We start from the raw sequence: 18559 nt of genomic DNA on the forward strand, positions 1-18559 counted from the left end.
GTGTAGTACATTATACTACACGAATTGTTTCTTATCAACTCTAGCGAGATTCTGCTATAATACTTCGAAAAAGGAGGCGTTATGGCTTGTCAATGGAAAAACAGCAGTGCTGAAATGATATCCTACCACGACAAAGAATGGGGCGTGCCCACCCATGAGGATCAAAAGCTCTTTGAATACTTACTTTTGGAATCCATGCAGGCCGGTCTTAGCTGGGCATTGATTCTTCGAAAAAGAGAAACTCTTCGAAGCTGTTTTGCAAATTTTTCCCCGGAAAAGGTCGCAGCATTCACGGAAGAAGATATCGCAAGAATCATACATACGGAAAATATGATTAAGTCGGAGCGAAAAATCAGAGCCATGGTGCAAAACGCCAAGGCATTTTTAGCCCTGCAAAAAGAAAAGGGAAGCTTTGATGCTTACCTTTGGAGCTTTTCCGGTGGGAAAAGTCTTTGTTATCAAGGGCATGAAAAAGGGGAAATGCCGGCCAAAAACGCTCTTTCCGAGACAATCAGTAAGGACTTAAAAAAACGGGGTTTTCAGTATACCGGCCCCGTCATTGTCTATTCTTTTTTACAAGCCTCAGGTGTTATTAATGACCACGAAGAGGACTGTCCCTGCTATCAGGCACTCCGTAAGGCTTATCCTTATCAAGAGGTGGAGGAAAAGATTCATTGACTTCTGCAAGTTTCTAATACAGCAAAGCAATCGCCTCTTTGATGCAATCTTCACAGCTGCAAAGAGGCTTTTCTTTGCCTATCCCTCTTAAATCTTTGCAAATGCTGGCTCCGCAACGCTCAACAAAGTCCTGAAAAAGATGGGCGGCCTCCACCTGAACCATTGGATTTCCCTTATTTTTCATAGCCAAAACCAAATTTGCTCCAATGAGTGCTCCGCAGGTCCCCTCTAAGGTCCCCAATCCTTCAATAAGTCCCGCAGAGAGAGAAAGCAGGAGCTCCTCGGGCAGATTTAATTCCTCTTGGTATGCAAGCAGCACCAGCTGTCCGCAGTTCTTCCCTGTCGCTAAGCCTTCCATCGCTAATGTCTGTTTTTCTTCTAAAGATTGTTTCATGATTTCTCTTATTCATTTAATAGATGAGCGATAGGAAATTTCTTCTTCCTTTAAAGCTGATTGATTTTTTATGCAAAGCAATATTCAATTACTTAATCCCTTCATAATGCGTCCACATCCGAGCAACCTGTACAATGCCTTCATAAGACACATTATTTTCCGTGATTTGTTCCGCGTATACTGTATAGACTAATCTATGCTGAATATTAATTCTTCTGGAATAAAATCCGCTTAAATTCCCCACCAAACTTTCGTAAGCTGGGGGATTTTTAAATGGATCTTCTGCAATGATATCAAGTAAAAGCTTTGCCTTTTTCTCCAAGCCTGCGCTCTTAAGGAGTTTTTTGTCCTTATCTGCATTTTTACTGAACTTTATCAAATACATTACCACTCCTCATTCGGGTCATAACTTGTACATTCCGATAAATCTTCTTCCTTTGACGCTAAAATACTTTGGCTCAAACCCGGAATACTATTCAAATACAATGTTTCCTGAATGGCTTTCCAATCCTCTTCACCGACTAATACCGCATTTTTCCCTCTATTGTTGGTAATCGTGATTGGCTGAGAAGATTCATTTACCTCTGAAACCGTCTGATACAGGTTTGCTCTTACCTTAGTAATACTGATTGAAGTCATTGCGTATCTCCTTATCTCCTTATCTCCTTATCTTCTTATCTTCCTTCTGTATTGCATTTTCATAAGCTTTTCTATGCCTCATTATACCGTACTTTATTACGTACGTCAAAGTATGTTTTATGATAGTTCAATCAATTACTTCTCATCATCCATCTCTATAAGCTCATGCGCTTTTCCTTTACCCTCACGTAATTCTTTTATGGATTTTTTCAGCGAACGCATATTGCTTTCTGAATAGAAGGGGTCAACACTTTGTTGTCCTATCTCATAAATTTCCTCTAACGTAATTCGCTCCGTATTTTTCTCAACAGGAAAGTCTTCAAATCCGGAAAGACTGACCAGCCAATAGTTTTTATTCTTCGCAGGAAATGGCTTTGCTTTTTCCAATAATTCTTCATAAATTGCCGCATCTATTTTTTGATTTCTCCACTTTACCTCGGCAAATAAATAGCGGTCCTTTCCATCAAAGGCAAGTAAATCAATTTCGGATTCCTTCTTTCTGATTTTGTCCGTTCCCCACCAGTTTCCATAATCTTCCGGTAGGAAGTCCAACTCTCCTTTTCGCAGTCTTTGTTCAAAATATTCTATGACAATCTGCTCAAATACAGTCCCCATATATTCATTCAGTTTTGGCTCAATCTGCTTTTCGTATACAAGTTCTCCCAAATCCATATTGAGCAAGTTCAAATTTTTCTGTACGAAAATGTACCAAAAACGAAACATCGTATCCTTGATCCTATAAATAGGGCGCTTACTTTTACGGTCTAAAACCGGTGTTTTCTTCTCAATGATTCCAAGCTCCAATAAGGAATTCAGATAATGACTGAGTCCCCCACTTTGCATATTTAATTTTGTTGCAATTTCATTTAGCTTGCTTGCCCCTGCCGAAATCACAAAAAGAATATCATTGTAAAGCTTGGGTTGTCTCAGCTCTTGCTTTAAGAGATTATCGGGCTCTTCGAATAATCTTCCGCTGGGTTTCAGGAAATTACGAATAATATTGCTTTTTAAATCTACATTTTCATCAAAAAAGCTTAGGTATTCCGCAATTCCCCCGGTAATGCCATAGACAATTGCCTTATCTCTATAGCTATAGGAAGGGACAAACTCTGCCGCTTCCAAATAGCCAAAGGGCTGAAGCTTTAATTGGCTTGTCCGTCGCCCGTAAAGCGGACTTTTGTAGCCCAGTACCTGATTTTCCATGAAGCTCATGGAAGAGCCGCACAAAATCAGGAAGAGCTTGCTCTTCTCCCTATACTCATCAATCAGTTTTTGTAATAGGGAGGAAATATGCTCCGCACTTTGGGCTAAATAGGGATACTCATCGATGACAAAAACGATTCTATGTTCTTCCGCGTAAGCGAACAAATAGCGAAGGGCTGCCTCAAAATCCTGAAAATCCGGAAGTCCCTTCAGATTCCCGCAAGCTTCATAGATGGCTTGTGATAAAAGACTCAGGTTAATCAGTGCATTGGATTCCAATGCTACAAAATAATAGCCTTTTTTTCTTTTTAAAAATTCTTTAATCAGGTAGGTTTTCCCTACTCGTCTTCTACCGTAAATAACCGATAAAGCAAAAGTGCCTTTCTCGTATTCTTCTTCTAATTCCCTTAATTCGAATGCTCTTCCTATAAAGCGCATAAAATCACCTCCTGAAAACGGGATATCGCGCATACTCATGATACTTGTCAGGAACATTATAAAATGCAATATCGTATTATGCAATAACATACTTTTGCATATTACGATATTGCATTTTTACTTAGTAGGATACCTTCACCTTGTTTTTATTTTACAAGAAATACTCCGCCTCGCCGGCAATTATTTCTTCTCCAAAAGCTCTATCGGATTTCCCTCGTAAAGATAGATCACGCTATCGTAGCGCTGAACTGGAGCACTCTTCACCCGATAGGAACGATTCGGGAAGAAGCGCATAAGGAAAGAGTAGCCCTCTCCCAGCTGTAACATTTCCATCGGCGTATGAATCAGCTGATAGACTTTACTTTTCTCATCTGTAATGCCTGAAAAAAACAAGGCATATTGCTTTCCCTTCGCAAATCTTGCCTGTGCGGCTAAGGGGTCTACGGAAACAAAGCTCTGCACTGTTCTCTTCGCTTCCCCAAGCACCTTGATATTGTCTGTTACCTTCCAGACATCTGTTCCGATAGCATAATAGGCTTCCCCGAAGTCCTTAGTCAAAAGCACACCCATGCTGTTATAAATCGGATTTTCCTTCTGAATGTGTCCGTCATGAGCAGAAACTACGAGCTTTCCGGAACCGATTTTTTGCTCTATTTCCAGGATTTTCTTTACATTTTCTTCCATATCCCGGTCCCGAAGAACAGAGGAATTCTCTTTGGAAAGCCAAGTTTCCGCGGCTTGTCGGACGGTATTTAACTCCATCAGAAAGTCTAGATGCTCCTTAAATGCCTGTTTATCTATACCGTCCTGATTGTCCTCTAAGGCTTGCTTTTCTTTAGCCTCCTGCTCATCCGCTGTGTTTCCCGTCTCCTGCTGCGCCTCTTCCGGATTCTTCTCCGCCTTTTCCTTTAAGCTGTCCAAAAAGGCAATTACTTCTCCGGCATTCTTTTCGTTTAAGCTGAAATTCTCACCCTTTATGCAGTCCAGATTTTTTGAAAACTCCTCTTCACTCGTCAGCTTGTGAGACAGGCTGTATTCCTTTAAAAAGGCATAACTTCCCTCAGGATCCTGCATATCAAAACCGTAGAAGCGGACCTTCTTCTCCTCCGGAGCACTTGCATTCCACTCCCGCATCCAGGAAATGAGCTCTGCCATTTCTTTGGTATGGTAAATGGGAAAGGCAAACTTCTGTACCATTTCCTCCGCGCTTCCTTCTCCCCCTTGAATAAAGCGGTTTATTTCCGCACACTCCCCATAATCCGCCTCCAGAGCAAATGCTGTAAAGCCCCGTTTCTCCACCATTTCCTTAAAAACAGACAGCTTCAGCTCCTGCATTTCTTTACAGCCATGGGCAGCCTCCCCGATAGAAAGGATAAAAATATTCTCCGGTATATACTCTGCGGAGAGGGGCTTCATTTCCGCCTGTACGTCTTTGATTTCTCGGTGAGCCTGCACTTCCTCGAACTTTAATTTTCCAAAATAAAGCAAAACACAGACAAACAGAAAGGCTAGCAGCGTAAGAACAACTTTTCCTACAAGTTTCAAAAGTTTCCCTATCATTTTCATCTCTTTCTTCCTCACTTTCCCTGTTCCAAAACCAAACGTACGTTAAGAGGATTTTCTCATTTCACAATCCGAACGTTCTCTCCATAAATAGTATGTTCTTTCCACAATTCACCCTCTCCGTAAAGAATAGTTCTTATTCTACTATCCGCGTGTAGGCTTTCTTGGTCAGCCGGAAAATCACAAGATAAACCAGCGCGAAGACAAGAAGTACCGCGGACAAACAGCCGGCATAAAGGGTCAGGCTTCCCACTCCGAAAAGTCCCAGCAGCCTGAAAACAATCTTGGATGCTACGAGGCAGTGTAGGGTTGCCACTGCTAAGGGGCCGAAGAACAGCCATAGAATCTGAGAGAACCCAGTCTTCTGAATCAAACGATCGGAAAGCCCCAGCTTCTTCATGATTTGCATCTTTTCTCTGTCTTCATAGCCTTCGCTGATTTGCTTGTAGTAGCTGATTAATACGGTGCCTGTCAGGAAAATGATGCCAATCAGCACCCCTAAGAATAAAAAACCGCCGTTTACTTCATATTGCGATTGCAGGTATTCGTCCTTATTTTCTACAGAATATCTGGCGTTTCCCTTGAAACTTTTTTCCGAAAATGCCTTTAGCTGTTTCTTTAAGGCACTGTAGTTTGGCTGATATGCCTCCCCGGAAATTCCTTTCAGATTCCAATGGGTGCTAAATTCGATGGCAGTGGATTCACTGCGATGCTCCTTAGGCTGTAAATATTTTTCTATATACTGCATCGTAGCAAGATCCCTCACCACAATGCCGTAGCTTCCTAAAGCCACCATATCCACCGGCAAGATATTCTGAATTTCGCTCACCTGAAACACCCAGTCTCCGATTTTCAAACTGCTCGGCTCCTTCGGCGTATTTCTATTGTTGCAAAGCAGAATTTCATTTTCCCCTAAAGAAATATGCTTCTGAAAACGGGCATTGTAGCCGGCTAAATCATAAAGAATAATCATATTGGGATCTTTAGCATTCGCCATGTTCTCTTGCCCTTGCACAGGGATAATTTGACCTTCCTCTACATAGCCCGCGGTAGCAAGCGTTACCATGGTATATAAGCCCTCTACCTCGGAAGGCTCGTTCACGCTTTCCAGCACCATTTGATTTAAAGACCGCTTCAAGTCTTCCCCTTCCTTTTTCGGATAGGAAAATGGGGAAAGTTCCATACTGTACTCTCTGGAAAATAAGCTGTTTCCCTTATTCTGAATATTTGCGTACATACAAATGGTGGTGGCAAGGCTCAAAATCACTCCAGTACTTAAGATGGAAATGCTCGCAAGAGAAACTGCATTTCCCTTGATACGATAAAGAAGTCCGCTGATGCTTAAGAACTTCTCCGGCTTGTAGTAAGAAGGGCGCCTTTTCTCCATTTTCAAAAGCAGCACGGAAAAGGAAATATACAAAAGATAGGTCGCAAGAATTACCGCCAGTACCGCAAGGAAAAAGTAAGTAAAGGAAGACAGTAAGCCTTGGATCAAAAGCGCAATCCCGTAACCGATGCCGAGGAACAGGAAGCCGATAAAAGACAGGATCACTCTGGACTTCGGTTCGCCCTCCCCCTCATGCCCTTTTTGCAAAAGCGCCATCGGAGTAGAAAAGGAAATCCGAAAACTGCTGCGGAGCAAGGTGAAAAGATAGAGGACAAAGAGCAAAACCGTAGTATAGAACAGGGCGGAAAAACTGAAGGGAAAGTCCATCAAACTCCCCGCCACATCTTTCATGATGAAATTCAGCATGAGAAAGACCATTTGTCCAAAGAGATATCCTCCCACAATGCTCAGTACCAGAATAAAAGCAAAGAGGCAGAAAAATTCAATGGCAATAATCTTCCTTATATGCTTCTTCTCCAAGCCCAAAATGCCATAAAGAGCAAATTCCTTATTTCGTTTCTTCAGCATGAAATTAACTGCATATTGAACAAAAATAAAGGTAAAAATGCAAAGAAGAATCGTACCGACTTGGATAAAAAGGGGCAAGTCCCTATGACGGGTTTCTACGTAATGATTTTCCAGTAAAGAAGCCATGATAAAGAAAAGCATTCCCATTATCCCGGAAGAAAGTACAAAGGGTATTTCTAAAAGCCGATTCGCCCGGAGGTTTTTCAGTGCGAAGCGTCTTGCCATAAAAAAGCGCATGCCTAAACCTCCTTCCGTCTTCCCAGTACAAGCTGTGCCTCGGAGATGCGTTCCATAAAATCACGCTGTCCCTCCTCATTTCCACGATAAATCTCATGGAAAACCACGCCGTCTTTGATAAATAAGACTCTATCGGCGTAGGAGGCGGCTCGAAGAGAATGGGTTACCATCAAAATAGTCTGTCCCTCTGCATGAATCTTGTGGAAGAGCTGTAAAATCATCTCTGAAGACGCGGAATCCAACGCGCCTGTAGGCTCATCCGCAAGAAGGAGAGAGGGGGTCGTTATCATGGCTCTGGCAATGGCGATACGCTGTTTTTGTCCGCCGGACACCTCATAGGGATACTTCTCTAGGAGCTCCTCTATTCCCAGAATCCCCTGCATTTTCGCTAGACGCTCCTGCATCAGGCTTTCTTTCTCTTCCGATAAAACGAGGGGAAGGAAAATATTATCCCGGTTATTAAACTGATCCAAAAGATTAAAGTCCTGAAAGACAAATCCCAGCTCTCTTCTTCGAAAGGCGGAAACTTCTTCTTTCTTGAGACTCCCCATGTTCCTTCCGTTTAATAAAAGAACACCGGAGCTGGGACTGTCCAGGGTGGCAAGGATATTTAAGAGGGTGGTCTTTCCTGCACCGGACTCCCCCATAATCGAGATAAATTCCCCCTTTTCTACGGAGAAATTCACATCCCGAAGGGCTTCCGTGGTAAGATTCTTGGTCTGATAGACTTTCTTGATATTTTTACATTCTAAAATGGACATTCGTTTTAAACTCCCTTCTACACATTGCCTTGCCTCATTTTCTTTTCAGGAAGGCTTGGAACAAGAAGAAGTATAAAACGAATATCCGATTTGTGCCTTTATTTAAGATGACAAAAAAGGTGAGAAACTTACAGAATTGTAAGATTGAAAGAGGAAGCGGCTTTTAATTGGCAAAGAATGATGTGTTCAAGCCTCTTCCTTAGAGATAAAAAAAGTACATTCCCATCATCAGCTTGGAAAACGCAAAGTAAAGCAGCTTCCCACCGCCACGGTAGATTCCACCGATACGGAAATCTGCAAAAATCCGGCAATCTTCTGCACCATATAGAGTCCCAGTCCACTGGATTTCTCCGTAGCCCTGCCGTTAAAACCGGAATAGCCCAGGTCAAAGATTTTCTTTAAGTCGGAAGAGGGAATTCCGATACCCGTATCCTGTATCCGAAGGCAGGAACTTTCCCGGTCAAAAGAGAAGGTAATACTGCCTTCTTTCGTATACTTTAGAGCATTGGAAAGAAGCTGCTCTAAGAGAATCGAAAGCCATTTTTCATCGCTTATTACTTCCGCCTTTTCTCCGCTACTCGCAGCACTTAGTCCCTCATAATGGAGAGACAGTTGTTTTTCAATAAAAATGGGAGCATACTTTTTAAATAAACGTTTTAAACAGGCTTCCAAATCCACCGGATGAATATCCATATCGGCGGAACGGTTCTGCATTTTCAAATAGTTCATCGCCATGTTGCTGTACTCTTCGATATAGAACATTTGCTCTTCGAGCTTCTTTTTATACTCACTTTCCGTTTTTCGAAGAAAAAGCTTTGACACGGTAATCGGCGTTTTAATCTGATGTACCCAAAGAAGAAAATACTCGGAAAGCTCCCTTTTTTCCTCTATCCGCCTGTGTTCTTCTTCCTTTTTCTCTATTTCCAGCCGTTCCAAGGCTTTTTCCAGGCTTTCCTTCCGGACAAAGGAAAAGTAGCCAAGGACAAGATAGACAAAGAGCAAAAAGTCGCTCAGCTCCGCCCCTAAAACAAAATAACTCCGGGGCAGATGCCCAAAGAAAAAAATCCCTCCGAAAAGGGACAGCAAAAGCAGGAAAAAACCGAGGAGCTCATATTTTGTTTGAAGATAAGCTTGGATCTGCTTTTTGATTTGCATCATGTTTTTGCTGTCTCCTTTTTATAGTTTCTTTTCCAATGGCAACTTTTCAAAGTAGTGGTATTTCTGAATAGCGATTTTTCTATATAACAGCATATTTTATAGTACTTTCGTAAATAGCATTTTCTTGTACTACAACACTTTTTCTATATCATTACTTTTCTAACGCTAAAAAATATCCGATCCCTTTCTTGGTTTGAATCAAATCCTCTAAACCCACGGCAGAAAGCTTTTTTCGGAGCCTCGTGATATTGACGGAAAGGGTGTTGTCATCCAGAAAATCCTCTCCCTGCCAGCAGTGGTTCATGATTTCCTCTCTTTTTGAAATTCCGCCCTTTGCTAAGAATAAGCACTCCAAGATGAGCAGTTCGGTCTTTGTTAAGTCGATACGAAAACCTTCTCCCAAGAGAGCCGCCTTTGCTAAGTCCAGCTGCAAGCCTTGAAAGGAAAGATTGTCCTGTACCGCGGTGTATTCGTAGGTTCTCCGAAGCAATGCCTGAATCTTCGCCCTTGTCACATATAAATCAATGGGCTTCACGATATAGTCATCCGCCCCGAATTGCATGGCCTGCACCATGTCCATGGACTCGCTGTGAGACGAAAGAAAGAGGATGGGAACATGAGAAAATTTACGGATTTTTTCCGTCCAATAAAATCCGTTATAACAGGGTAAACTGATGTCCATAAGAATCAGTTCCGGATTTCCTTCTTCCACTTCATCGCTCACTCTTTGAAAATCCTTTACAGATTCTACCGTGTAGCCCCACTGCATAAGCTCATCCTTTAAAAGCCTTACGATATTCTCTTCATCTTCTACAATAAAAATCTTCATATTTTTTCCCTTACAGCGCCCCCTTCGGGCAGACCTTTACACATTCCATACATAGGATGCAATCCGTCCCGTTTTTTCTCTTCCTGGAATTGTCGGTCATTTCCACATCCATGGGACAGACCTTCTTGCATTTTCCGCAGGAAATGCATTTCGTCTCATCACAACGAATCCGTACCAGTGAAAAATAGCTCATAGGCTTTAGGAATACGGTAACCGGACAGATATATTTGCAGAAAGCCCGATTATCCTTGAAAAGAAAAGCAAGCGCTATTCCCACAAGATAATAAGCAAGATTTCCAAAGAGAAAGGCCCAGAACATAATCCTTTCCAAGTTTCCTACCTTCAAAAGAAACAAAGTGGAAACAAAGAGGAACGATAAAGCAAACGTCAGATAGCGAATCCAGCCAATATTTTTCCGAGGAAGGGCTCTCGTTTTATAGGGCAGAAAATCCAGAACCATAGCAGTCCAACAGGCATAACCACAGAATCCTCTTCCGAAAATCAGAGGTCCGAAAATTTTCGCCACCGCATAATGAATGGTAGCCGCCTCGAAAACGCCGGTAAATAAATAGTACCAAAAGCCCTCAATTTGCATATTTTCCCGGTTGATAAGCCCTAAATAAACGAGCATATAGAGCCCGACCAGAAGCTGTACCACACGACGGGCATGGGGATATTTTCTTCCGAGCAGAAAAATCCCCAAAGATAGTGAGATTCCGATATAACTAAAGTTGAAAAGATAAAAAAGATTATGCTTCGTAAGCCAAAGACTCACCGCCACCACTTCAAAAATGCCGCCAATTAGAAGCACCAAAGCATATTTTTTCAAGAAATTGCGCAAATAAAAACTCCTCTCCCGTGTAAATCCATTCTTTTTAGTCCTAGAGGGTAAAACCGGGCTATAGGACTACTCTGAGTTATAGGACAAAATATATTGCCAAAAGTTTGTCTCAGTAAATTGTATGCTTATCGTTTCTTATTTTCAAGTTCTGCCGCGCAATTGTAATTTAATGAAAGGCAACTTATAATAGTTCCGCTATAGAATGACATTTTGTAGAAGAAACCGATCCCCGCTATGTAAACTTTGAATTAGATAGTTACTGGATGGCTGATGCCGGAGTGGATGTTCCCGCCCTAAAGGAGAAACTGGGTGGACAAAGATCCTATAAAGAGTCTGCAAAAAAGTGCAGATTTCATGAAGACGGAATTAACACAATCCGGAAAGTAAGAAAGAAATAGGGGCGAATTGCAAAACATTTACGGGGACTTGTGCTTATGAATATTGAATATTATGAGAAAACCATACAAAAGATGTATGAAGCAATAGCGGTTATAGAGGGGCTAAAGGATCTAAAAGAGGGAAATACCGAAGAGGGAGCCGAGACCATGTGCAAATTAAAGGAGAAATTCTTACTGAAGTAAACGAAAAATAATCTATATACTTCCTATTCTTTATGGTTGAAGAAACTTAGATGAACTGGTTACTTCGTTTTATAATGACAATGTATTGATAACAAACGAATTTTGATGTATCCTATCATAAAGTCAATAAGCGAAAAAGCAATTTAGAAATATCTGATTGGAGGTACTTTGCATGGCAACAACAAATTTAAACATCAGAACCGATAAGGATATTAAAGAGCAGGCGGATCAAATATTTTCCAAGCTGGGACTGAATATGACTACCGCCATCAATATATTTCTTAGAACAACTATCCGCGAAAACGGGATTCCCTTTTCTTTAAAACTGGATACTCCAAATGAAGAGACGGCTACTGCTATCGAGGAAGGACGCCGTATTGCCTTAGATAGTAGCATAAAATCCTATAAAACCATGGATGATCTCAAGGCGGCTTTGGAAGTATGAAATACGAAGTCAAGTTCACTAACCAGTTTAAGAAAGATTTTAAACTCGCTAAAAAACAGAATAAAGATTTAAATAAACTCTTCGATGTAGTAAATATTCTAGCAGAAGGCGGCATATTAGAGGCAAAATATCGAGACCATGACCTATCCGGTAAGTATAAGGGTACAAGAGAATGTCATATTGAACCGGATTGGTTGTTAGTATACGAAATTCAAAATGACGTTCTTGTCCTCATACTCTACCGTCTTGGAACTCACTCGGAATTATTTAAGAAATGAGCTGGAAAATTAAACTATTTTACAGTTTCAATGTTTAATTCATTTCCTCAATTCCCCCTTCGGAAAGCCCTTCCTCTTGCAAGAAGCTTCTGGCATTGGCATTATTTTCCGTATGGAAAAGCTTATGATCATCGCAGTCATGTAGGAGAGCAGAAAGGGCAATCATTTCCTCTTCTCCCCGGCCTTCCGCTTTAGCAATCGACATCGCATTTTTATATACTCGCAAACTGTGGGAAAGGTCATGCCCATCTCCGTTTCCCTGAAAAAGCTTTGTGATATAGTCTACCGCCCTTTCGATTCTACTTTCTCCCATAAATTCGCATCTCCTCTATCAAATCATACACTCGCTCTCCGGAAAGAATCGTGGTTTTTCTGTCCTGAAATATGGTGCCGTAACGAGCCTCCATTTGCCTCCAGCGCTCTTTCAACTCTCTTTCTTCCCGTTCTTTTTCTTCCGTGAAAATGTCGGAAAAGCTAAGCTGTCTTCCTTCATTTTCCTCCATGCAAAGAAAGCTCCTCTCATATGTGTATATAGTTATGTGTATACCTATGTATATATTTATGTTCATCCCTTTAACAGGATTTCTCATACGAAAAAATTCTATGTTTATACTTCAATATTTTCAAGTTCTTGCTCAAGAACACAAACACAAAAAAAGAGCGGAAACCGCTCTTTTTACTGCCTCCTATATAGGCTTTTCCAAACTAAAAATCCTCAGCTTCTCAATGTATGATTGAAACGCTTAGCCCAACAAAGTCATAAGAATCGGCACAACGAGAATAAAAAGCACGGTACTGATGGTCACCACATTGGTGGAAAACTCTACATCTCCGTCTCCTTGGCTGGCCAAAATGGGGAGAACCGCAAGAGCCGGTGTAGCCGACTGAATCACAAAGGTATTGAATTCCTTTGTTGGCAGTCCTCTTCCTGTAAAGAAAAGTAAAGCATACATGATGGCGGGGGCAAGAATAAAACGTCCCACCACCGCAACTGCAGTGTCTTTATCTAAGTGAATACTCTTAAGCCCCGCCTTTGCAAGAATAATTCCAATGTAAATCAAAGACAAGGGTGTTACGATATTCCCGATATAGGTCAAGGTATTTTCAGCAAATGCGGGCACTGAAATTCCTAAAAGTAAAAATACCAAAGCGATCAGAAAGCCCACAAGAGGAGCCGGTAAAAGCTTCTTCCAGTCAAACTTTGTCCCCTCTTTCTTTTTCCCTCCCACACTGTCCGAGGTCATGATATAAACGCCCAAGGTCCAGGTGGAAATCGTATTGGTAATATAATAAATCAGGAAATAGGGTAGAGCCTCTTCCCCAAAAAGAGCAATGTTTAAGGGAAGCCCAATGAAAATGGTGTTGGCATTTACAAAGGTATTAATCATGGTTCCCCGTCTTCCGGCACGAACTCCACATAGCTTCACCGCCAAAAAGCCGAAAATATAGGTTAAAGCAAAGGCTCCAAAGGTGTAAAGCAAACCTCCCGAAAGGCTGATAAGCTTATCTACGGTAAGATACTTTAATACCGAGACAAAAATGGAAACCGGCAAAGCTACATTCATAATAAGCCGGGACAGATTGGGTCCGAAGCTCTCCGAAAACCAGCCTTTTAGCTGCAAAATGTAGCCGAGAGCGATAATCACGATAATCGGAATAATACTTTGTATCGAGGTGAGAAATACCGTCATTATCTCCTCCTCTATTTATATTCCGGATACCACTTTAAGTCCCTTACCGCCTTTTCCATATCCTGCTCTTTTGCACGGGCAAGTCCCTGCTCCTTCGCCTTCTTTGCCACTGCTTCCGCTACTTTAATGGAAACCTCGCCCACATACTTAAAGGGAGGAAGCACCGGTGCACCGGGCTTTGTGATATCGGTAATACCGGACAAGGAATCTGCTGCTGCCGCAATCATTTCATCGGTTAAGAGACTTGCTTCCGAAGCCAGCATCCCAAGGCCCAGTCCGGGATAAATCAGGGCGTTATTTGCCTGCCCAATGATATACTCTATGCCCTTAAAAGAAACAGGGTCTGCCGGAATACCGGTTGCTACGAAGGCCTTTCCGTCTGACCAGGTAATCAGGTCTTCCGCCGTTGCCTCTGCCAGTTCTGTCGGATTGGACAAGGGGAAAATGCAGGGGCGCGCAGTGTTCTGACACATCGCTTCCACAACTTCCTTGGTAAAGGTATTTGGCTGTGTAGAGGTACCTACAAGAATCGTCGCCTTTACCGTTCTTACTACCTCTGCCAAGTCCGTTAATTTGTCTGCATTTGGAAAGTCGGAACGTTTTTTCGCAAAAGGTTTCTGCTGGGGTGTTAAATCCCCCATATCATCAAAGAGTAAGCCCTGCTTATCCACCATGAAGAAACGCTGGTAAGCCTCTTCCTCGGATAAGCCCTCTCTCACCATTTCTCTGTGTACACGGGAGGCAATACCGGCTCCTGCCGTACCCCCGCCAAAACAAAGATAAACCTGATCCCTAAGCTTCTGTCCGCTGATGGCCATTGCCCCAAATACTCCGCCTAAGGTTACGATTCCTGTTCCTTGAATATCATCATTAAAAGTTGGGATCTTGGTACGATATTTTTCCAAAATATTCGCAGCATTTTCACGACCGAAGTCCTCCCAATGAAGATAGAGTTTGGGGAAAAGACGCTCAACAGTCTCTACAAATTGGTCAATAAAAGCATAGTAGCGGTCTCCATTCACTCGCTCATGCCGATTCCCCAAGTAGTTGGGATTGTTTCGCAGTTCTTCCCTGTTGGTACCGGCATCGATAACCAAGGGGAGAACACAGGCCGGATCAATTCCTGCGGCACCGCTGTATACCATCAGCTTTCCTACGGAAATATCCACACCATTGGTGCCCCAGTCCCCTATTCCGAGAATAGCTTCCGCATCGGTTACCACAATGAGACGGATTTCCCTGTCTCCTGCGGCATTCTTCAAGGTCTTTTCAATATTTTCCGGATGGTTAATGTCCAAATAAGCCGCATACTGAGGATCCACAAAAAGATCACTATAGCCCTCGATGGTTAACGAAACCGTGGGATCATAAACAATAGGGTTAAATTCTGCCAAATGCTTGGAAAAAAGATAGTAGAAAAGAGTACGATTGGTGTTGAAAATCTGCATGAGGAAGAGACGCTTTTCCAGGTCATTTTCCTTCTTTTCCATCTGAGCATAGGTCTGTGCCGCCTGCTCTTCAATGGTCTGCACGTGGGGAGGCAAAAGTCCGATCAGTCCTAATTTCTCACGTTCCTCCATGGTAAATGCCGTCCCCTTGTTTAAAAAGGGATTGTTCAGAATTTCATGTGCTTTCATAAGATTCCTCCTGTTCATTAAGGAAAAGGGCAAACTGCCCTGTGAAGATGGTCCAACCATCCTATGTACGCACAATCTAACATCGGTAAAATTAAATTTCAATACAGCATAAATAGAATTAACAGAATCTACACAATTAACAAAATGAACACAATTACAAAGTAGCAAGACTAAACACTTGTTTCTATGCGGTGAAGTTTCTCCTGCTCCAAAAATCTTCTGGCATTGGCATTATTTTCCGTATGGAAAAGCTTATGATCATCGCAGTCATGCAGAATGGCAGAAAGGGCAATCATTTCCTCTTCTCCCTGCCCTTCCGCTTTGGCAATCGACATCGCATTTTTATATACCCGCAGGCTGTGGGAAAGGTCATGCCCATCCCCATTTCCCTGAAATAACTTTGTGATGTACTCTATTGCTCTTTCTATTCTAGTTTTTTCCATAAACGATATATTCCTCTATAACGCCATTGTACTATCCATGGACAAGCCGGGAAACATAATAACATTATTGACAATATTCTGCTCTGCCTCCCAGATGGTAAGCTTTTGCTGCATATTCATCCAGCTTTCAACGGAAGTTCCGGTGGCTCTGCTAATACGAATCGCCATTTCCGGGCTCAGAGAAACCTTTTCATGAACAAATTCCGAAAGAGCTTTTCTACTAATCCCTAACATTCCGGCAGCTTCTGTAATCGATAAATTTAATGGTTTCAAAACATCCTCAAAAAATACAGTTCCCGGATGTGTCGGTTTTCTTTTCATAGTTGGTCTCCTTACTTCAATCAATGATAATCTTGATAATCCACTAAATAGGCATCCTGCCCTTCAAAATAAAAAGTTATTCTCCAATTTCCATTTACCGTCACAGACCATAAATCCTGCATATTACCCTTAAGCTGATGCAATCTATAACCGGGTAAATCCATATCTCGTGCACATATACTGGCATCCAACCTATCTAAGATTCTTGCCAACTTTGCACTGTGTTCTGCTTGAATTCCCTTTTTTGTTCCTGTCTCAAAAAATTCCTGCAAGCCTTTATGGACAAATGATTTAATCATACTTATATCGTAACCTACCACGTTACAAATGTCAATCTTTTCCTCCGAACTTTCGCATCTCCTCAATCAAATCATACACCCTCTCTCCGGAAAGAATCGTGGTCTTTCTGTCCTGAAACATATTGCCGTAGCGAGCCTCCAGTTGCTGCCATCGCTCTTCCATCTCTCTTTCTTCCCGCTCTTTTTCTTCCGTGAAAATGTCGGAAAAGCTAAGCTGTCTTCCTTCGTTTTCCTCCAAATGATAAAATCCTTCTCCGATTAGCCGGACTCTTCGCTTAGGAATCTGCTGCAAGAGGGCAGAGGCATTTTTATATAAGGAAAATGCACTTTGGGTGCTTTCGGAAATGAGGGCAGAACGAGTAATGGTTTTCATATCCGCAAATGTGATTTTTAGAGAAACGCCTCTTGCATAAAGCCCGTATCGCTTCGCCCGATTTTCTACGCGAAAGGATAGGAGAAACAGCACATCATCCAAAAAGGAATAGTCCGTCACATCCTCCTGAAAGGTCATTTCTTTACTGATGCTTTGGGTGTCCTCCGGGCGATAAGGAACAACCCGTCGATGGTCGATACCGTAGGAGAGCTCCAAAAGCATTTTTCCCTGATTCCCCAGAAGGCGAAGGACTTCCTTCTCTTTTTCCTGTAAATCCTTCACGGTATAAATCCCGAAGGAATAAAGCTTTTCCGCCGTTTTTGCCCCTACCGTGAAAAGCGCCCGAACATCTCTGTCCCGCAAAAGCTCTACATACTCTTCTCTTCTTTGAATCATAAAAAAGCCGTTGGGCTTCTTCTCTTCACTGGCGGTCTTTGCCGCTGTTTTCCCGTAGGCAATTCCTACAGAGCAGGTGAGCTTCAACTCTTCCGCAACCCGCCTTTGAATTTCCCGCCCGATTTTTTCCGCTTCGGAAAAATCCTTGGCCACCTCCGTTAAATCAAGATAGCCCTCATCCAAGGCAATATATTCTACCTGCTTGGTATAGCTTTCCAGAATGTCATGGAGTTCCTCTGACACCGCATTATACTTCTCAAAATCCGGATACAGAAAAACAGCCTTCGGGCAAAGCCGAAAGGCTTCTTTACTGTTCATAGCGGAACGTACACCGTAGCGTCTTGCTTCATAATTGCAAGTCGCCACCACTCCCCGCTCCGTGGGTTTTGCACCGATAATCAAAGGTTTATCTTTCAAATCAGTATTATCTCGCATCTCCACGGAAGCATAAAAGGCGTCCATATCCACATGAAGGATAATTTGCTTTTCTTGTTCTACTAAAAAATCCGACATCTTTCTTTCATCTTTTCATACAAAATAAAAAAGGATTGTTTGAAAATAATTATTTCTATTCGACAAACTAAAAATTATCTAGTTCTCAAAACGTTCCTCTTAAACAAGGAATATTGATTCAAAAAACAAGTTCTGTTCTTTAATTTCAATTCTTTATTTAGAAAAATCCAATGTTTACTTTCCTATTTCTTTTTTCATATAGCAATTTAGGAAGTCCACTTTTCCCTTTTGTAGCTTCTGATTCCCATTCCATACTTCTTTGAGTCCGCTTTTACTTTTTAATTATTATTCCATACTTCTTTAGATCCACTTTTCCGTCCTTCACTTCCACTCCGTCTTCCTCTAGACGTTTCCTCTGCTCATCTTCTCCCCCAAAGGCAAAGGCGGGAGCTAGCTCCCCCTTGGAATTCACAACTCGAAAACAAGGGATACGCTCCGGATCCGGATTCTTATGCAAGGCATTCCCCACGGCACGGGACATCTTTTTATTTCCCGCCATCTCTGCTACCTCGGCATAAGTGGCTACCTTACCCTTAGGGATCTTCTTCACCGCCTCGTAAATCCGTTTTGTGGGAGAGTCGGAAATGAGACTGTAGCTTTCCGAAATCATTCTCCGAAGTTCCTCCTCAGGAATACTGCCGTCTAAAAGGATCGTGTTCCAATGCTCTTTATTCTGATGATATGCAGGTTGCACCGCAGGGTAAACTCTCCTCCAAAAATCCCGCCATTCCGGATGGACCTTGACATTCAGGTTCACTAAACCATTTCTTTCGTAGATAAGCAGAAAAGCCTTTTTATTTTCCCGAAAACGAATCAACTCCCAATCCGCTGTACGGAAAGGACGGTCTATATAGCTATCCGGAAAGGACAATCCGAATTGTATTGCTTCTTCTCTCGTTTTCATTGCTTTCTCCTTCTACCTGTTC

Annotated in this window: 23 protein-coding genes; 4 read left to right on the plus strand and 19 right to left on the minus strand. The window is 42.2% G+C overall.

Features of this window, described 5'->3' with window-relative positions; all coding sequences use genetic code 11:
* Positions 1–81 precede the first annotated feature (81 nt).
* Complete coding sequence (locus tag HMPREF9625_RS10465) at positions 82–678, plus strand: DNA-3-methyladenine glycosylase I (RefSeq protein ID WP_009534667.1); 597 nt, start codon at positions 82–84, stop codon at positions 676–678.
* 13 nt (positions 679–691) lie between these two features.
* Here HMPREF9625_RS10465 and HMPREF9625_RS10470 read toward each other — a convergent pair whose 3' ends face one another.
* The 10 genes from HMPREF9625_RS10470 to HMPREF9625_RS10515 form a co-directional block, all read right to left on the minus strand.
* Positions 692–1072, minus strand: coding sequence for a C-GCAxxG-C-C family protein (locus tag HMPREF9625_RS10470; protein WP_009534668.1), 381 nt, complete (start codon positions 1070–1072; stop codon positions 692–694).
* A gap of 88 nt (positions 1073–1160) precedes the next feature.
* Positions 1161–1457 carry a Txe/YoeB family addiction module toxin gene (locus tag HMPREF9625_RS10475; protein ID WP_009534669.1) on the minus strand — a complete coding sequence of 99 codons (297 nt, stop codon included), beginning with the start codon at positions 1455–1457 and terminating at the stop codon, positions 1161–1163.
* The gene (locus HMPREF9625_RS10480; RefSeq protein ID WP_009534670.1) at positions 1457–1711 is read right to left on the minus strand and encodes a type II toxin-antitoxin system Phd/YefM family antitoxin; all 255 of its coding nucleotides are present in this window, start codon (positions 1709–1711) and stop codon (positions 1457–1459) included. Before HMPREF9625_RS10480 ends, HMPREF9625_RS10475 begins: the two co-directional genes overlap by 1 nt.
* Before the next feature lie 135 nt (positions 1712–1846).
* Entirely contained in the window at positions 1847–3352 is a 1506-nt protein-coding gene (locus tag HMPREF9625_RS10485) for an ATP-binding protein (protein ID WP_009534671.1), read from the minus strand.
* 180 nt (positions 3353–3532) lie between these two features.
* The gene (locus HMPREF9625_RS10490) at positions 3533–4918 is read right to left on the minus strand and encodes an erythromycin esterase family protein (RefSeq protein ID WP_009534672.1); all 1386 of its coding nucleotides are present in this window, start codon (positions 4916–4918) and stop codon (positions 3533–3535) included.
* Between the two features lie 133 nt (positions 4919–5051).
* Positions 5052–7067: an FtsX-like permease family protein gene (locus HMPREF9625_RS10495; protein ID WP_009534673.1), complete on the minus strand. Its 2016-nt coding sequence runs from the start codon at positions 7065–7067 to the stop codon at positions 5052–5054.
* A gap of 2 nt (positions 7068–7069) precedes the next feature.
* Entirely contained in the window at positions 7070–7828 is a 759-nt protein-coding gene (locus HMPREF9625_RS10500) for an ABC transporter ATP-binding protein (protein WP_009534674.1), read from the minus strand.
* Between the two features lie 228 nt (positions 7829–8056).
* Positions 8057–8983, minus strand: a complete 927-nt coding sequence (locus HMPREF9625_RS10505; RefSeq protein ID WP_195891292.1) for a sensor histidine kinase — start codon at positions 8981–8983, stop codon at positions 8057–8059.
* Between the two features lie 154 nt (positions 8984–9137).
* The gene (locus HMPREF9625_RS10510; RefSeq protein ID WP_009534676.1) at positions 9138–9815 is read right to left on the minus strand and encodes a response regulator transcription factor; all 678 of its coding nucleotides are present in this window, start codon (positions 9813–9815) and stop codon (positions 9138–9140) included.
* 10 nt (positions 9816–9825) lie between these two features.
* Entirely contained in the window at positions 9826–10656 is an 831-nt protein-coding gene (locus HMPREF9625_RS10515; RefSeq protein WP_007157189.1) for a 4Fe-4S binding protein, read from the minus strand.
* Positions 10657–11090: 434 nt separating this feature from the next.
* Between HMPREF9625_RS10515 and HMPREF9625_RS10520 the strand changes: the two genes are divergently transcribed.
* From HMPREF9625_RS10520 to HMPREF9625_RS10530, 3 genes are all read left to right on the plus strand, one after another.
* Complete coding sequence (locus HMPREF9625_RS10520; RefSeq protein WP_009428337.1) at positions 11091–11237, plus strand: hypothetical protein; 147 nt, start codon at positions 11091–11093, stop codon at positions 11235–11237.
* 172 nt (positions 11238–11409) lie between these two features.
* Complete coding sequence (locus tag HMPREF9625_RS10525) at positions 11410–11682, plus strand: type II toxin-antitoxin system RelB/DinJ family antitoxin (RefSeq protein ID WP_009534677.1); 273 nt, start codon at positions 11410–11412, stop codon at positions 11680–11682.
* On the plus strand, positions 11679–11960 hold the full coding sequence (locus HMPREF9625_RS10530) for a type II toxin-antitoxin system YafQ family toxin (protein WP_009534678.1): 282 nt from the start codon (positions 11679–11681) through the stop codon (positions 11958–11960). Before HMPREF9625_RS10525 ends, HMPREF9625_RS10530 begins: the two co-directional genes overlap by 4 nt.
* Positions 11961–11994: 34 nt before the next feature.
* Here the strand turns inward: HMPREF9625_RS10530 and HMPREF9625_RS10535 are convergent, their stop codons facing one another.
* From HMPREF9625_RS10535 to HMPREF9625_RS10580, 9 genes are all read right to left on the minus strand, one after another.
* Positions 11995–12273 (minus strand): HD domain-containing protein, encoded by a 279-nt coding sequence (locus HMPREF9625_RS10535; protein ID WP_009534679.1) that lies wholly within the window; start codon positions 12271–12273, stop codon positions 11995–11997.
* Positions 12260–12463 carry a hypothetical protein gene (locus tag HMPREF9625_RS10540; protein WP_009534680.1) on the minus strand — a complete coding sequence of 68 codons (204 nt, stop codon included), beginning with the start codon at positions 12461–12463 and terminating at the stop codon, positions 12260–12262. The genes HMPREF9625_RS10535 and HMPREF9625_RS10540 overlap by 14 nt, the downstream gene beginning before the upstream one ends.
* A 240-nt stretch (positions 12464–12703) precedes the next feature.
* On the minus strand, positions 12704–13651 hold the full coding sequence (locus HMPREF9625_RS10550) for an AEC family transporter (RefSeq protein ID WP_009534681.1): 948 nt from the start codon (positions 13649–13651) through the stop codon (positions 12704–12706).
* Positions 13652–13662: 11 nt separating this feature from the next.
* Positions 13663–15288, minus strand: coding sequence for a malolactic enzyme (locus HMPREF9625_RS10555; protein ID WP_009534682.1), 1626 nt, complete (start codon positions 15286–15288; stop codon positions 13663–13665).
* 170 nt (positions 15289–15458) lie between these two features.
* Positions 15459–15731, minus strand: coding sequence for an HD domain-containing protein (locus HMPREF9625_RS10560; protein WP_009534683.1), 273 nt, complete (start codon positions 15729–15731; stop codon positions 15459–15461).
* 15 nt (positions 15732–15746) lie between these two features.
* Complete coding sequence (locus HMPREF9625_RS10565; protein ID WP_009534684.1) at positions 15747–16052, minus strand: HigA family addiction module antitoxin; 306 nt, start codon at positions 16050–16052, stop codon at positions 15747–15749.
* Positions 16053–16072: 20 nt separating this feature from the next.
* Positions 16073–16351 (minus strand): type II toxin-antitoxin system RelE/ParE family toxin, encoded by a 279-nt coding sequence (locus tag HMPREF9625_RS10570; protein WP_009538029.1) that lies wholly within the window; start codon positions 16349–16351, stop codon positions 16073–16075.
* Between the two features lie 31 nt (positions 16352–16382).
* Positions 16383–17633, minus strand: coding sequence for a DNA polymerase IV (gene dinB / locus HMPREF9625_RS10575; protein WP_009534686.1), 1251 nt, complete (start codon positions 17631–17633; stop codon positions 16383–16385).
* Between the two features lie 271 nt (positions 17634–17904).
* Entirely contained in the window at positions 17905–18537 is a 633-nt protein-coding gene (locus HMPREF9625_RS10580) for a methylated-DNA--[protein]-cysteine S-methyltransferase (protein ID WP_009534687.1), read from the minus strand.
* Between the last annotated feature and the right edge of the window lie 22 nt (positions 18538–18559).

This window comes from Oribacterium parvum ACB1, assembly GCF_000238055.2.
Lineage (GTDB): Bacteria > Bacillota > Clostridia > Lachnospirales > Lachnospiraceae > Oribacterium > Oribacterium parvum.